Below are 15,535 nucleotides of genomic sequence, written 5' to 3'. Positions count from 1 at the left end.
CAAAAGTACATCTTTTTGCTCATTAATGCCCCGGTTTCGCGGAATTCCTGCAAATGTGCAGGTTTTTTGGCTAATTTTCTCGCTCAGGGCCTTCGGGACCTGAAATTCCTGCACTATTGCAGGCTTTTTCTCCAAATAAGCTGTTTACCGGGAAAAAGCCTGCACTTTTGCAGTTTTTCGAGGCTGCATACCCGCTTCACGAACTGCTGCGACAAACAAATTAGCTCTGGAACGGCTAATCTTACTCGTCGGGGCGGTCGAATCGACTGCTACCTTCGATCGCGCGGGCAGGAAACCTGCGAATACTCTCATGACGCAGTAGACGTCACCCTACAGAATTAAAATAAACGGGTCAACTGCTGTTTATTTTCGTAAAAGGTACATCTTTGCTCATTAGCTCCCCGACTTCGCGGTTTCCTGCAATTATACAGTCGACCGACCGCCGTCATGCAGCGCAACACCACGGGCTGGGAGCTGTGCACGGTGCTTTTTTTAGCAAGACCTTCAGGACCGGGACTTCCTGCACTATTACAGGCTTTTACCTGAAAAGACCTGCACTTCCAGGCTGTTGAGAAAGTCTAACGGGTTTCCTCTCAGATCAATTTTTATGTGGGGGCACTCATCTTGAAGAGAAAAAATTGATTTAAAACGATCTGAGAGGGGTATTTGGCTCATGCTTTTGGTACTTTTTTTGAGCATCCAGGAAAAAAGGGGGTTTCTCAACAGCCTGACTTCGCAGTTTTTTGACACCGTTTGCCCACTTGCCCGCTGGCACGAACGGCTGCGACAAACAAATTATTGTGCCTCAGAAAGGCAAAATTTACTTGTCGGAACCGGTTGAAAAGGAAGGCGCCTTTCTACACAAATACAATGTGCAGGAATTCCCGTTCCGACGTTCCCATTTGTTGAGGTGTGAAATTTTGCTGCGAAGAAACTATTCTTTTCACGTGGAGAAAGTGAGTCGGGATGCAACTGGTGCGGTGTTTGTTGGCGGCGTTCGCAATGATTGGATGCAGAAGATGCATGGGACGGTGCTGGGGTCAAAAGGTCATCACGGTTGGTGGCCGTTCAGGGTACCACGAAAAAAGTTTTCCTTCGGAAAACTGTTAGCTTATCCTTAGGAGGTTACACAATGAAGGCTGTAATTATGGCCGGAGGCAAGGGGACGAGGCTTCGTCCCTTGACTTGTCATCTCCCGAAACCGATGGTACCTCTTGTAGGCAAGCCTTGCATGGAATATATCGTCGAGCTGCTGAAGAGCCATGGCATTCATGAAATTGCCGTTACGATGCAGTATTTGCCTGAAGTGATCCGCAGTTATTTCGGAGACGGCCGGGACTTCGGCGTGAATATACGCTATTTTGACGAAACCGTGCCGCTTGGTACAGCGGGCAGCGTCAAAAATGCCCACGATTTTCTGGACGATACCTTTGTTGTCATCAGCGGAGATGCGTTGACCGATTTTGATTTGAAGCAGGCGTTGTCGTTTCACAAACAAAAGCAATCGCTCGCTACTCTGGTGCTTGCTCGGGTCGCACACCCGCTTGAATACGGCGTGGTCATGACGGATGAGCAGGGCCGTATCGCGCGTTTTTTGGAAAAGCCGAGTTGGAGCGAAGTGTTCAGCGATACGGTGAATACCGGCATTTATATTTTGGAGCCCGAGGCGCTGGAACGCGTTCCCTCCGGTACGGAATTTGATTTCAGCCAGCAGCTGTTTCCGGCGCTGCTTCGCGATAATCTTGCCCTGTACGGCTATGTCGGCAGCGGGTATTGGTCGGATATCGGCAATTTGCAGCAGTACCGGCAAACGCAGTTCGATATGCTTGGGGGCAAAGTGAAGGCGAACCTGCCGGGCAAGCAAATTCAGCCGGGCGTTTACGTCGGCGACAATGTGGAAGTGAGCGCCAAAGCGAAGATTCTTGGCCCGGCGTACATCGGGGAGGGCAGCCGGCTCGAGGATGATGTGGAAATCGGCGAATACTGCATCATCGGCAAAAACAACCGTGTGTCCAAAGGCAGCGTGCTGACCCGCAGCGTGCTGTGGGACCACAACCACATCGCCGAACGGAACGAGCTAGCGGGGTCGACTTTGACGAGCCGGATCGTTTGCAAGGAGGCGTCCAGTTTGGGCGACGGGTCCGTCGTCGGCAATCATGTCGTAATCGGCTCCGGAAGTACGGTTCAGCCGAATGTGAAAATATGGCCGGGCAAACAAATTCGCGATAATACCCGGCTTCATACATCTTTTATATGGGGCGACCAAGCCTCCAAATCCTTATACAAAACATCCGGGGTCAGCGGACTCCCGAATCTCGATCTTACGCCGGAAATCGTCGCCAGATTCGCCACCGCATACGGCGCGACGTTAGCCGCAGGCAAAGTTTTGACTGTGAGCGGCGCCCCGCATGAATTTTGCCGGCTGCTCAAGCGCATCGTCATCGCGAGCCTGCAGTCGGTCGGCACTCATGTGATCGATTTGGGCGACTGCATGCCGCCTGCAGCCGCTTTTGCCATTCGCAGTCTTGGAGCGGCGGGAGGGATTCATATCGCCTGGTCAGGCAGCGAAGCCGCCGACTGCTCTCTCGAATGCCTGGACGGCTCGGGGCTGCCGATAGCCAGAAACGCCGAACGTAAAGTCGAAAACAGCTTTTGGCAGGAAGATTACGCCCGTGCTCCTATCGGGCAGGTTGGGAGTTGCAAAGAGGACCACCAATGGACCATGGCGTATGTTCGCGCATTGGCTAAAGAAATCGCTGACGAGCGCACCGCTGTCCCTCCTTTGAAAATCGTGATCGAAGCCAGCCCCTGGTTTCAGCAATGGGCGATCCCCTTTTTCGAGGAGCTGGGTACGGAAGCGATCCATGTGACGGCGGCCAGCCTGCTGGAGCCGCTCCACGCCTTTGTGCCTCTCTCACAGGCCAGCCTCGGGCTGCGGCTAAGCGATGACGGGCGCGGCATGCGGCTCGTCACAGAGCGTGGCGACCTTGTGAACGAAGACGTGCAGACAGTGCTTCTCTACTTGTGCTACCTTCACAGCCGCCCGGGATCGACGATAGGAGCCCCGGTCAGCGCGCCGCATCTACTGGAAAGCATGGCCGAAGGGCTCGGAGCGAGCATTGTGCGCACGAAGGAATGGGCCAGAGCGGTAATGGAAGCGACTCGGGAAACGAATATGCATCCGCTGTTCGATTCGCTTTTTGCGGCCGGACTCGTGCTGCTGCATCTGCATAGAACGGGATTGCCGCTCAGCGAGCTCCTCTCTTTGCTGCCGGACTTTCATCTGCACCGCGAGCGGATTGCATGTCCGTGGGATGTTAAAGGACGGGTGATGCGGAACATGATGGAGCGCACGAAAGATTCGCGCGTCGAGCTGCTGGACGGCATTAAATTTTTTCACGACGACGGTTGGGTTCTGCTGCTTCCCGATGCCGACGATCCCGCTTTCCAAGTCGTCGCCCAGTCGGATAATCCGATGCTGGCGCAAGCGCTCGTCCGCAACTACCGAGAACAAATTCTAAACCTTCTTCAATGAGCATATACATATATCGTTGATTTTTTTTTCGATTCTCACGATGAAGGAGAGAGCGGCGTGAACATAATTCCCATCGTTTCCAAACAGATCGCCTATGTACTGTACGACGATCAATCATCCAGTATGATCGTTCAATATCATACCGGTTACAAGGCATCTTTTCCCAATGTGAAGCAGGACGACTATCAGATGATCGCGACCTCGACGAATGGCTACGACTCTTTAGTGAAGCTTACCGGAATGCGGTACGCTCAAGGTCAACTGCCGGAAGAGTGAATGACATACACGATCTCCACTTCGCAAAAGTGGAGATTTTTCGTTTGTGCGCAGCGTATGCTACAATGTTGCTCAATCAATCCAGTTCAAGAGCAGTTGCTTCAAAACAACCACGCTAAAGAAAAGGTGAGTCGGATTTCCACTTCAACTCCAACTGTACACGCCGATTATACGGACCGGGATACGCTGCATTTGCTCGTGCAATCGCCTTTTGTCCTGTTTGCATACTGGCAGCTCTCCTCACGGAAAGCCGCGATGATCCAAGAGCATTTCGGAAAAGACTGGCTCGCTCTGCTGCCCAGCCTGCGCATTTATGACGTTACCGGTTTATCTTTTGACGGGAGCGTCGCCAATGAGGCGTGGGAGCTTCCGCTGCCGCAGGAGGAATCCTGCTTTTTGCAAGGGTTCCGCCCAGGCAGGCATTATGCGGCCGATTTGGGCATTGTGAACGGTCACGGCCAGTTTCTCCCCCTTCTGCGCTCCAATACGGTCATGACGCCCGCTGGCGCTAAAGAAACGGCTTCCACCCCTTCCCTGTCGGAAGGGAATGCCCTCTCCGCAGCTCCGCTCGCCTTCACTCTGATCAAGCCGTTCAGCTATGACCAATTCTCAGCGTATTCCGTCTATCCGGCCAAGGAAACGGATGCCAGCTCCGGAGGCGACAGCGAATGACTCCCCCTGCTCACGGTTACATCGCTTTTCTCCTGCATGCTCATATGCCGTATGTCCGCCGGGAGGATGACGACGTCACCCTGGAAGAGCGCTGGTACTACGAAGCTGTCGCGGACAGCTACCTTCCCTTGATCGATATGATGGATTCCCTCCTGCGGGACGGCGTCGGCTTCCGTCTGACGCTCTCCGTCTCCCCCACTCTGCTCGCGATGATGGAAGACCCGCTCATGCAGCGCAAAATGAAGCGGTACCTGACCGATCTGAGCGAGCTGGCCGGCCGGGAAGCGTCGCGCCTGCGCGGCGATGCCGACTTCGCGCCCGCTGCCGCCATGTACCGGAGCCGCTACCGCCGGCTCCTGGAACTGTACGATCGCCTGGGCGGCGATCTGATCGCCAAGCTTCGCAGCCTGCGCGACGCCGGCTGCGTCGAACTGATCACGTGCGCCGCGACGCATGCGTTCTTGCCGCTGGTCAAGAACGCAGCCGCGCTGCGCGCGCAGCTGGAAGCCGCCGTTCTCGAATTTCGGCGGCATTTTGGCTCTGCTCCGGCAGGCATTTGGCTGCCGGAGTGCGGCTACACGCCCGCGGTGGAGCCCCACCTGCAGTCGCTGGGCCTGCGCTGGTTCGTCGCTCCGGCGCACGCACACGCGCTAGCCGCCGCAGGCCGGCCCCTGCGCACGCGCGGCGGCGCCTGTGCCTTCGCCCGGGACCCCGAAGCCTCCACACAAGTGTGGAGCGCGGAGGCCGGGTACCCGGGCGATGGCGAATATCGCGAGTATTACCGCGATATCGGCTACGACCTCGGCGCGGACGGCGGCGCCGAGTGGGAGTACATCAAGCCCTATATGCTGCCGGACGGCAAGCGGATTCATACGGGCTTGAAGTATCACCGCGTCACCGGCCGCAGCGGAGACGCCAAACAGCCCTACCGCCCGGAACGTGCCGCCCGGAAAGCCCGGCAGCACGCCGGTCATTTCATCGCGGCCCGGGCGGAGCAGATCCGCCGCCTCGCCGCCGCAGGCGAGGGGGCGCCCCCGGTCATCGTATGCCCATACGATGCCGAGCTGTTCGGCCACTGGTGGTACGAAGGTACCCAGTGGCTGGAGGCCGTGCTGCGCGGGCTGCATGACGCGCGCAGCTTTAGCCCGGGCGTAGTCGTGGAGACGACTACGTTAAGCGCTTACGCGGCCGCCTGGCCGCCCGATACGGAAGCGGAGCTTCCCGTATCGAGCTGGGGCCGCGGCGGCTTCGCCGAAGTCTGGCTGCAGCCGCGCAGCCAGTGGGTGCATCCTCGGCTCCATGCAGCCGAGGACCGGATGATCCGCGCCGCCGCCCGGGTGCAGTGCGAGCTTTCGCCGCCCGACGCCTGGCGGAAGCGGGCGCTCAATCAGGCGGCACGGGAGCTGCTGCTCGCTCAAAGCAGCGACTGGACGTTCATTCTCGACGCCGGCACGGTGACGGAATATGCAGAGGGCCGCATTCACAGCCATCTGGAGCATTTTCACGCCCTGCTCGACATGCTTGAGCCCGCTGATGAACGCAGTGCCGGTGCCAGTTTGTCCGCTTCGTCTGCGCCTGCCCAGCCCGCCGATGCTTTGACCTGCAGACCGGAGCCCACCGGCAATCACTGCACCGACAACGGCTTGCCCGCTCTGTCTCCGCCCGCTCAGCCTGCCGGCGACCTGCTCGATCGGCTGGAGCACAGCTCGCCGTTTTTGCCCGATCTCGATTACCGCATATACGCAGCTTCGAGCGAGCTTGAGGAGGTACGAGCGGGAGCGTTTCTTCCCGCCGCTCCCGGCAGTGGCAAGCTGCGCATCCTCATGCTCGCCTGGGAATATCCGCCGCGCGTGATCGGCGGCTTGGCCCGGGCGGTCTGCGACTTATCGGAACAGCTCGCCACGCTCGGACACACCGTCCATGTCATTACGTGCCATGCGACCGACAGTCCGGTCTACGAGGTGTCCGGGCAAGTGCATATTCATCGGGTGCAAATTTTGCAGTCGATGGCGCCGGTTCATTTTCTCGATTGGGTCTTTCAAATGAATATGGCTTTTATAGAAGTGATTCAGCGCCTTTTCCGGGACGATGCGGATTTCGATCTTGTTCACGCTCACGACTGGCTCGTCTTTTACGCCGCCAAAGAAAGCAGGCAAACTCTCGGCATCCCGCTCATCGCCACCGTTCACGCCACGGAATACGGGCGCAGCCAAGGTAGGCTGGAGACCGAAGTGCAGCAGCGGATTCATCGCCTGGAAGGTAAGCTGACCAAGGAAGCGGACCGCGTCATCGTCTGCAGCCGGTTTATGCAGCATGAAATGCAGCGCCTTTTCGGACTGCCGGAAAGCAGAGCGGTCCTTATTCCCAACGGCGTACGCGCGCATCGTGGAACGTCTTCTACCGCTCCCCCCATCCGTCAGTCGCTACCGGAAGCCATTGGCGATACCGCAGGCCGCGACCGGATCATCTGCTTCCTGGGCAGGCTCGTGCACGAAAAAGGCGCGCACATTCTGATCGACGCCATGCGGCCGCTGCTCAAGCGTTTCGCTAACGCACTCCTCGTCATCGCCGGGACCGGTCCGGCTCTGGAAGAGCTGCGTTCCCGCTCCGCCCATTACGGAGACCGGGTCCGTTTCACCGGCTTTGTTGACGGGCCAGATAAAGAACGATTGCTGGAAGCCGCCGAATTGTGCGTCTTTCCCAGCCTTTACGAGCCGTTCGGCATCGTCGCTCTGGAAGCGATGTCCAGTGGAACGCCGCTGGTCGTCTCCGATGTCGGCGGTCTGGCCGAAATCGTCGAGCACGGCGTCGACGGCTGCAAAGTTCCCCCGGGCGATGCCCGGGCGCTCGCCGCACAAATCGCAGATTTGCTGGAGCACCCCGAGTCCGCGAAGCAGCTTGCGGAAGCGGCAGCACGTAAAGTTCAAGCTTCCTACGATTGGACCGGCATCAGCGAGGCGACCGTAGACGTGTATCGGCAGGCAGCCCATACCGTTTTATCAAAATGAAGCGGAATTTCAAATTGCTGAGCAAATGAGGTAACTTTGTGAGGGTTAGGGAACCGGAAGAACCCTAATTTGAGGTGCAGCTGTGCAGCCCGCCTTTTCCCGACGCGCGTCTCTCATTGCGCAGGCTGCATAGCGGGGAGACATCAGGCAGCTTAGCGAACCAGACTAAAGCCTGCAAAAGTGCAGGTTTTTCCTATGAAAATGTTTCGTTTTGGCGAAAAGCCTGCGATTGTGGCAGGAATTTTCGATGAAAATGAATCTGAGCCCACGTTCGCGGCGAAAAGCCTGCACAATTGCTAGGAATATTTCGTTTCCAGCCCATCTATGAGCAAAAAACTGCACTTTTGCAGCTTTTTTCGCGTGATTCGGCTGAATGTGGGGTCCGGCTTTGGCGTGCAGGTTTCAGGGCAGCCTGGCTTTTGCTGCTTTTCTCCGAGCAACCAGGATGATTAAGGCGATCCGCCTCTAGACTCCGCGTTTCACGGCGGCCTGGCTTTTGCTTTTCTTCTTCACGCGACCAGGCTGATTGTGACGATTCCGCCTCTAGACTCCGGGTTTCGCGGCAGCCTGGCTTTTGCTGCTTTTTTCACGCGACCAGGCTGATTGGGGCGGTCCGCCTCTAGACTCCGCGTTTCGCGGCAGCCTGGCTTCTGCTGCTTTTCTTCACGCGATCGGGCTGATTGGGGCGGTCCGCCTTTAGCCTCCGCGTTTCGCGGCAGCCTGGCTTCTGCTGCTCTTCTTCACGCGACCAGGCTGATTGGGGCGGTCCGGCTCCGGCCTCCGCGTTTCTGGGCAACCAGGATTGCGCTGCTTTGATTATGCCGGCCTCGTTCTAGCCTCCCCGCGTTTCCTGGAAGCCCCGGAATTCACGTATATTTCATAGCGGCGAGGAAATAATAAAATAATATGTGAAACTGTGCCCATTTTGAAAGCGCGGTCACATGCAATTTTCAGAATATTTTCAAAGAATCATTGATTCCTTGGGAAGAATTAGGTAACCTATTGGCAAAGCCCTATGTGTCCTTATGAAGCGTAGGCTGATCCATCAGACGCGTAGACCTCTTTCAGTTCCCTTGGAGCATGGTTTTACCGCGATCAAACTTACGAGTGGGGAAGTGATTTTATGCCTAGACATCTGGTCATCGGAAACGGAAAATTTCTTATTAACCTCGATCAGCATTCTTACATGCGGGATCTGTACTATCCTTTCGTCGGCCAGCTCAATCATATCGGCGGATACCAGTGCCGGGTAGGCATCTGGGTCGATGGCGCCTTTGCTTGGCTGAACGCACCGGAATGGCAGTTTCATCTCGCTTATGTGGAGGATTCTCTCGTTACAAAGGTTACGGCTACGCATCCGGATCTGGGAATCACCCTGCTCATAAACGACGGTGTCCATCAGCGCGAGGACATTTATTTGAAGCGGATTCAAATTACCAATCACCGAAATACGGTGCGCGAGGTACGGGTATTTTTTAACCAGGATTTGCTCATTAACGAAACGGAAGTGGGCGACACCGCTGCCTATTACCCGGCATCCAATACCGTTTTCCATTATAAAAAAGACAAGTATTTCATGTTCAACGGAAGCACCGGAACCGAGGGTATTTTTCAGTATTCTACGGGTGTCAAAAGGTTCTACAATGCCGAAGGCACCTGGCGCGACGCCGAAGACGGCCATCTGATGGGCAATGCGATCGCTCAGGGCTCGGTCGACAGCACGATCAGTTTCCGGCTGTTCGTGCCGCCGGAGGCCAGCCAGACGATGTACTACTGGATGACGGCCGGCAAAACGCTCGAGGAAGTGAAAAAGCTCGACGCCTACGTCAAAGACAGCCACCCCGGCAAGCTGCTTGACCGGGTTACCGTGTACTGGCAGCGCTGGGCTAACAAGTCCGAGCGGGATTACGGCGACTTGCCGGAGGACGTAGTGCGCTTGTATAAGCAGAGCCTGCTGATCGTCAGAACGCAGACCGATGTGAACGGCGCCATCATCGCCGCCAACGACTCGGACATTATGCAGAGCAATCGTGACCATTACAGCTACATGTGGCCCCGCGACGGCGCATTGATCGCCTATGCGATGTCCATGGCCGGTTATCAGGGCATGATCATTCCTTTCTTCAACTTTTGCGCTAATGTGCTTTCGCCGGAAGGCTATCTGCATCATAAATACAATCCGGACGGCACGGTCGGCTCCAGCTGGCATCCTTACATTCATTCGGGACGCGTGCAGCTGCCGATCCAGGAAGATGAAACCGCACTTGTCCTTTTTGCCCTGTGGCAGGACTTTCAGAAGCACGGCAGCCTGGAATTCGCCCAATCGCTTTATCGCACGTTAATTCGCAGAGCGGCCCGGTTTATGTCGACTTATATCGATCAGGAGCTGAACCTGCCTAAGCCGAGCTACGATCTTTGGGAAGAACGGTACGGCATTTATACTTTCACGGCTTCTGCAGTGTACGGCGGGCTGATCGCCGCTTCGAATTTCAGCAATTTGTTCGGCGATGAGGAGCGGAGCAACCGCTACAAGCACACGGCCGAGAAAATTAAAGCCGGCATGCTCAAGCATTTGTGGGATGAAGAAGAAGGCCGTTTTGTGCGCGGTTTGTACCTTGAGGACGGGGAATGGGTTAAGGATATGACGCTGGAAAGCTCCGTCTACGGCATTTTCGAATTCGGCGTGCTGCCGGCCGACGACGAGCAGGTCGTATCGACTATGAAAGCGAACAAAGCAGGACTGGCGATCAAAACCGACGTCGGAGGCATCGCCCGCTATCATCACGATTATTACTTCCAGCGCTCCACCGACATCGATAACATTCCGGGGAACCCCTGGATCATCTGTACGCTTTGGATCGCCGAGTGGGAAATCGAGTGCGCCAAATCGCTGGCCGACCTGGAGACACCACGCAGGACGCTGGAGTGGGTCGTTCGGCATTCCATGGAAAGCGGCGTGCTGCCCGAGCAGCTTGATCCTTTTTCAGGCGAGCCCGTATCCGTCGCTCCGCTCACCTGGTCCCACGCCACTTATGTGCTGACCGTCGTGAAATACTTGAACAAATACAAGCAGCTTGCCAAACAGTAGTGCTGCAAATACAAAAGCTATCCTGAAGTCGGTTTCGACAGGGGATAGCTTTTTTTTGCGCGGAGTAAATTTTTGCATTGTATAATTATTCATAAAATTTTATAATTATTAAAACCATTTTGCATTTATTGGAGTGATGAAATTGGGCTTTAAAGTTTTTGTCGATGGTCAAGACGGCACTACAGGATTAAAAATTAACGAATATTTATCGCGGATCGCCAAGATCGAAGTGCTTCAAATCGAACCTTCCAAACGAAAAGATCCGGATGCCCGCAGCCGATTGCTGAACGCCGCAGATATTGCATTCCTTTGTTTGCCCGACGATGCCGCCAGGGAATCCGTTTCGCTGATTGCCGGCGGGAAAACCAAAATCATCAATGCCAGCACCACCTTTAGAACGGATCCGGGCTGGGTCTTTGGATTGCCGGAGCTAGTCCCCGGCCAGAGGGATCTCATTCGCGGCGCTTCCAAAGTTTCCGTCCCCGGCTGCCATGCAACAGGCTTTATACTGAGTCTCAGACCGCTCATCGATGCCGGCATTGTGCCGAGGGACTACCCCGTCACCAGTTTCTCGGTTACAGGGTACAGCGGAGGCGGAAGAAAAAAGATAGAATTGTACGAAAACGCTGCGGCCGCAGACGAAAAAAAACTGCATATCCCGAGGCACTATGCGCTCGATCGCTTGCATAAGCACATCCCCGAGATGCAAATGTACTCCGGCCTGCTCTACGAGCCTCTTTTTACGCCCGTTATTGCCGATTACTATCAGGGACTGGCTGTATCCGTGCCGCTGATCAAAAGGAATTTGAACAAAAGCGTGTCGGCCGAGGACGTTCGCGACATCTTGGCGGCCCGCTATGAGTCCGAACCTTTCATCCGTGTCATGCCGTACGAATCCGGCCGCTACCTGGACGACGGCTACTTTTTGATCGGCGAGTGCAATCTTACGAACCAAGTCGACATGTTTGTTTTCGGCCAGGGCGAGCATATCCATATTTTAACCAGGTACGATAACCTGGGAAAAGGCGCTTCCGGTGCTGCCATTCAAAATATGAACCTGATGCTCGGCTTTGAAGAGAGCCTTAGTTTAATCTAGGAGCCGCACTCGGAGCCTGGGCGGGTGGGCCAAACTCCCTACTGCACCAGCTCGCTGTAGCTCCCGGCTCCGAGCAGCAAGTCGAGCTCCTGCGGATGGGATAGCTGAATTTTATACATCCATCCTTTTTCATAAGGCGAGTCGTGCAGCAGCTGCGGCACCCGTTCAAGCAATGGGTTCACGGCCGTTACTTTGCCGGATAACGGAGCGGGCAAATCCCGGTCGCCCTCCACGGTTTCCGCGCTGCCTGCATATCCGCCCCGCTCCAGCTCATCCCCTGCTTCGGGCAGCTCGATAAAGACGATCATCCCAATTGTGGCGATCGCCCAATCGGTAAGCCCGACGACGGCATGCTCCCCTTCCGGACGAATCCAGTAATGGTCTTTGGTGTACCGAAGATGTTCCGGAACTGTCATGTTCATTATCCTCCCAGGTGCAAAAGCTTGCAAAGCCGCCAGTGCCTGCTAAACCAGGCGCTTGCGTTTTATTATCAAAAAAGCTCCTCCGCCGCATCAAACGGACCGAAGGAGCTTTATCGCTTTTAACTATGATTATTTCGCAACGAGGTGTTTGTCGCCAGGTTTCCAGTTCATTGGGCACAATCCGCCGGATTGAAGCGCTTGAAGCACGCGAAGCGTTTCTTCTACGCTGCGGCCTACGTCGTTGTGGTTAACAACTTCGTATTTCAGTTCGCCTTCCGGATCGATGATGAACAGGCCGCGAAGCGCGATGCCTTCTTCTTCGATCAGAACGCCATAATCGCGGGCAACGGATTTAGTGATGTCCGCAGCAAGAGGGAATTCCAGCTTGCCAAGGCCGTTATCGTTAACCGGAGTGTTGATCCAGGCGCGATGAGTATGAATGCTGTCGATGGAAACACCCAGAATCTCAGTGTCCAGCTCTTTGAATTGAGCGGCAGCGTGGCTCAAAGCTGTAATTTCTGTTGGGCACACAAATGTGAAATCCAATGGATAGAAGAATAATACCAACCATTTTCCTCTATAATCGGACAAAGATGCTTTACCGAAATCTTGACCGTTGCCTAATGCCGTCTCCATTGTGAAATCCGGCGCTTGTTTACCGACTAAACGCTCTGCCATGTGCAAAACTCCTCCTCTAATCTGAATTCTTCGTATAAAATGGTAACATTCGCCTAGATGAAAGTCAATAATTAGATCGAATATTAACTAATAATTATTATTAATTGTGGGGGATTTTTGACAATTAGTTTGAAAAGCATTTGGAATAGGGGCATTTCGAAATGCTGATTGGCAAAACCAAGCTGCTGAATATCATCTACCGATTATCGCCAACGCTTTCCGACCGAATTATGCGCAACGCATAAGCTGCGTTATGTAAAAAGCCTGGCGGTTGAGGCGTTATATGTTTCACCCAGAAGGAACTAGTTTAATAATCCTAATTATCAATTTGGAAATGAGCCTTAATTCTCATTTATTTTTTAAAAAATTACAAATTTCAACTTTTATAGACAAAATAACATGGTAAACCTTTCCTTTAAGTGATATTATGAGAAAGTTGATATAAATTACCCAAAAGGAGTCATTGCATTTATAGGAAAGGGGAGAGCATCAACTTTAGCACTAAGGACTATTTATCTATCTTTCTATGATTCAAGTTCATCAGATGACTCGATGCTCGGCAAATTAATTGGAAAAGGATGTGCAACTATGATACCAACCTTCAAAAAATCTCTTTTTAATAGCAAGATTTATTTCTGCTGCATGTTTATGAGTTTACTTTTTACTATTTTTTCAAGTTCCACATTTGCGACGACTACAGGATATCCTCCTAGTCAGGCTACTGGCGGGAAGGTTACTGCTACATTGATTAATGGCTTTTCTGCAAATGCTGCAAATCAGAATGGTGCAGGGTTGTTCGATGGAATTCCGGCAAATGATTGGAATACAAATCAAGTTTTTTATTGGTATGGTTCCTCCTCATATGTGGAAGTTTCTTTCCCTAGATCAGTTAATATTTGGAGATATGGGACTACTGGATGGAGCAGTTATACTGCTCAATTGAACATTTTGAAGTTTAACAGTTCTGACGGTAGCTATACAGATGTTACTTCTACGTATTCTCTTCCTACCTCAGCAATTACCAATTTACAGGCTGAAAAGTTTGTGCAACATTTACCAGCAGGAAGGTACAAATTTAAAACTAGTGGTTATCGAATGGATTCTGAATGGTATGTGGAAAATGATGAGGCTTTGCCTGCTGTCCCGTCTGGTTTGAATGGTACTGGTGCTAATGGTACTGCTAACCTTACTTGGAATGCGAATACCGATTCTAATTTACAAGGATATTTCATTTACCAAAATGGAGTAAAACTTTCCAATACTCCTATCAGCGGAACATCTTATTCCGTTGGTTCCCTTACGAACGGGACTTCCTATTCTTTTCAGATTTCGGCTGTTGATACCTCAGGGAATGAATCTGCTTTGTCTTCAGCGGTATCGGTCACACCAGTGAACACGAACCCGCCAGTTACGCCAACCGGATTAACTGGAGTGGCAGGGAACGGGACGGTAAATCTTAATTGGAAAGGGAATTCAGAAACTGATTTAAGCGGCTATAATGTATATCAAAATGGAGTGAAACTGAATACGACACCTGTTTCGGCGGTTAGTTTTAATGTGACCGGATTGATCAATGGAACAACCTACAGCTACCAAGTTTCGGCGGTTAATAAAGCGGGGTTTGAATCGGCCAAATCTGCAGCCATCCATGTAACTCCTGTTCCTCCATTGCCGGCAACTCCTTCGGGATTATCAGCAACAGCTGGAAATGCACAAGTAAGTCTGACCTGGAATTCTGTAGCAGAGTCCACATACTATGTTCTTAAAAGATCAACGACTGCGGGCGGACCATATACTGTTATTGCTAATAATGTATATCTACCATCTTTTACGGATAACTCAGTTGTAAACGGTACGACTTACTACTTTACTGTAAGTGCGGTTAATATCGCGGGGGAAAGCGGCAATTCGAATGAGGTTGCAGTTACTCCAAAAGCTCCATTGCCACAAACGCCGCAAGCTCCAACCAATTTGACAGGAAGCGCGGGCAACAATCAATCGAGCCTGTCTTGGACTGCATCGGCTGGAGCGACAAGTTACACGGTAAAACGTGCAGCAACTGCAAATGGGCCTTTCATCGCTGTGGCAAGCAACGTAACTCAGACTTCATTTATTGACGCCACGGCTACCAATGGTACGACTTATTATTATGTTGTCACAGCAACAAATGCAGGTGGCGAGAGCTCAAACTCCAACGTGGTTACTGTGACCCCGTCTTCGCCGGGATTGCTTTATCCTACAAACTTGGTTGCTACATCCGGCAGCAAACAGGTTTCCTTAACTTGGACAGCCGCAACGGGAGCATCCAGTTATATTGTTAAACGCAGCACATCCAATAGTGGTCCGTATACCCAAATCGCATTGGGAATTACAGGTACGAGTTATACGGATACGACAGTAACAGACGGAACGACATATTACTACGTAGTATCCGCTGTTATTGGAAACAATGAAAGTAATAATTCAAACTCTGTAGAGGCAACCCCGACAGCTCCAATTCAAAATAATCGGGCTCTATTGGAAATTACCATGGTTAGCGGTCAAACATTTGAATATGACTTGTCTATGGACGAAGTAAATGATTTTATCAACTGGTACAACAATCGCGCTTCAGGAACGGGACCAGCATTCTATACGATGAACAAAACCTATAACCTTGGACCTTTCAAAAGTAGAAAAGATAATTTTGTATTCGATAAGATCCAAAATTTTGAGGTTAATCAATACAGTAAATAGAGTTTGATCTACCGATTATCGCCA

At 52.8% G+C, this 15,535-nt stretch carries 9 protein-coding genes; 7 read left to right on the top strand and 2 right to left on the bottom strand.

Annotated features, from left to right (window positions below; all coding sequences use genetic code 11):
* Window positions 1-1,132 precede the first annotated feature (1,132 nt).
* From AC6RNO_RS16600 to argC, 6 genes are all read left to right on the top strand, one after another.
* Window positions 1,133-3,535, top strand: a complete 2,403-nt coding sequence (locus tag AC6RNO_RS16600) for a sugar phosphate nucleotidyltransferase (protein ID WP_497106091.1) — start codon at window positions 1,133-1,135, stop codon at window positions 3,533-3,535.
* A gap of 57 nt (window positions 3,536-3,592) precedes the next feature.
* Window positions 3,593-3,811, top strand: coding sequence for a KTSC domain-containing protein (locus tag AC6RNO_RS16595; RefSeq protein ID WP_497106090.1), 219 nt, complete (start codon window positions 3,593-3,595; stop codon window positions 3,809-3,811).
* Window positions 3,812-3,907: 96 nt separating this feature from the next.
* Window positions 3,908-4,483: a DUF4912 domain-containing protein gene (locus tag AC6RNO_RS16590; protein ID WP_497106089.1), complete on the top strand. Its 576-nt coding sequence runs from the start codon at window positions 3,908-3,910 to the stop codon at window positions 4,481-4,483.
* Entirely contained in the window at window positions 4,480-7,491 is a 3,012-nt protein-coding gene (locus tag AC6RNO_RS16585) for a 1,4-alpha-glucan branching protein domain-containing protein (RefSeq protein WP_497106088.1), read from the top strand. The genes AC6RNO_RS16590 and AC6RNO_RS16585 overlap by 4 nt, the downstream gene beginning before the upstream one ends.
* A gap of 1,123 nt (window positions 7,492-8,614) precedes the next feature.
* Window positions 8,615-10,579: a glycoside hydrolase family 15 protein gene (locus AC6RNO_RS16580; RefSeq protein ID WP_488438249.1), complete on the top strand. Its 1,965-nt coding sequence runs from the start codon at window positions 8,615-8,617 to the stop codon at window positions 10,577-10,579.
* Window positions 10,580-10,715: 136 nt separating this feature from the next.
* The gene (argC, locus tag AC6RNO_RS16575) at window positions 10,716-11,675 is read left to right on the top strand and encodes an N-acetyl-gamma-glutamyl-phosphate reductase (protein WP_497106087.1); all 960 of its coding nucleotides are present in this window, start codon (window positions 10,716-10,718) and stop codon (window positions 11,673-11,675) included.
* Between the two features lie 38 nt (window positions 11,676-11,713).
* Here argC and AC6RNO_RS16570 read toward each other — a convergent pair whose 3' ends face one another.
* Together AC6RNO_RS16570 and AC6RNO_RS16565 are read right to left on the bottom strand one after the other, a co-directional pair.
* Window positions 11,714-12,091 (bottom strand): glycine cleavage system protein H, encoded by a 378-nt coding sequence (locus tag AC6RNO_RS16570; protein ID WP_488438251.1) that lies wholly within the window; start codon window positions 12,089-12,091, stop codon window positions 11,714-11,716.
* Window positions 12,092-12,226: 135 nt separating this feature from the next.
* Window positions 12,227-12,775 (bottom strand): peroxiredoxin, encoded by a 549-nt coding sequence (locus AC6RNO_RS16565; protein WP_474685931.1) that lies wholly within the window; start codon window positions 12,773-12,775, stop codon window positions 12,227-12,229.
* Window positions 12,776-13,363: 588 nt separating this feature from the next.
* Between AC6RNO_RS16565 and AC6RNO_RS16560 the strand changes: the two genes are divergently transcribed.
* Complete coding sequence (locus AC6RNO_RS16560) at window positions 13,364-15,511, top strand: fibronectin type III domain-containing protein (protein ID WP_497106086.1); 2,148 nt, start codon at window positions 13,364-13,366, stop codon at window positions 15,509-15,511.
* Window positions 15,512-15,535 lie beyond the last annotated feature (24 nt).

This window comes from Paenibacillus sp. sgz302190 (assembly GCF_059820445.1).
Note: the sequence above shows the minus strand (reverse complement) of the source record. Positions and strands in the feature narration are given on the sequence as shown.

What these genes read in the sequence shown, in the direction of transcription:
- AC6RNO_RS16585 (WP_497106088.1), top strand. Translation starts at nt 4,480, where the DNA reads ATGACTCCCCCTGCTCACGGTTACATCGCTTTTCTCCTGCATGCTCAT.
- AC6RNO_RS16565 (WP_474685931.1), bottom strand. Translation starts at nt 12,775, where the DNA reads ATGGCAGAGCGTTTAGTCGGTAAACAAGCGCCGGATTTCACAATGGAG.
- AC6RNO_RS16560 (WP_497106086.1), top strand. Translation starts at nt 13,364, where the DNA reads ATGATACCAACCTTCAAAAAATCTCTTTTTAATAGCAAGATTTATTTC.
- AC6RNO_RS16570 (WP_488438251.1), bottom strand. Translation starts at nt 12,091, where the DNA reads ATGACAGTTCCGGAACATCTTCGGTACACCAAAGACCATTACTGGATT.
- argC (WP_497106087.1), top strand. Translation starts at nt 10,716, where the DNA reads ATGAAATTGGGCTTTAAAGTTTTTGTCGATGGTCAAGACGGCACTACA.
- AC6RNO_RS16580 (WP_488438249.1), top strand. Translation starts at nt 8,615, where the DNA reads ATGCCTAGACATCTGGTCATCGGAAACGGAAAATTTCTTATTAACCTC.
- AC6RNO_RS16600 (WP_497106091.1), top strand. Translation starts at nt 1,133, where the DNA reads ATGAAGGCTGTAATTATGGCCGGAGGCAAGGGGACGAGGCTTCGTCCC.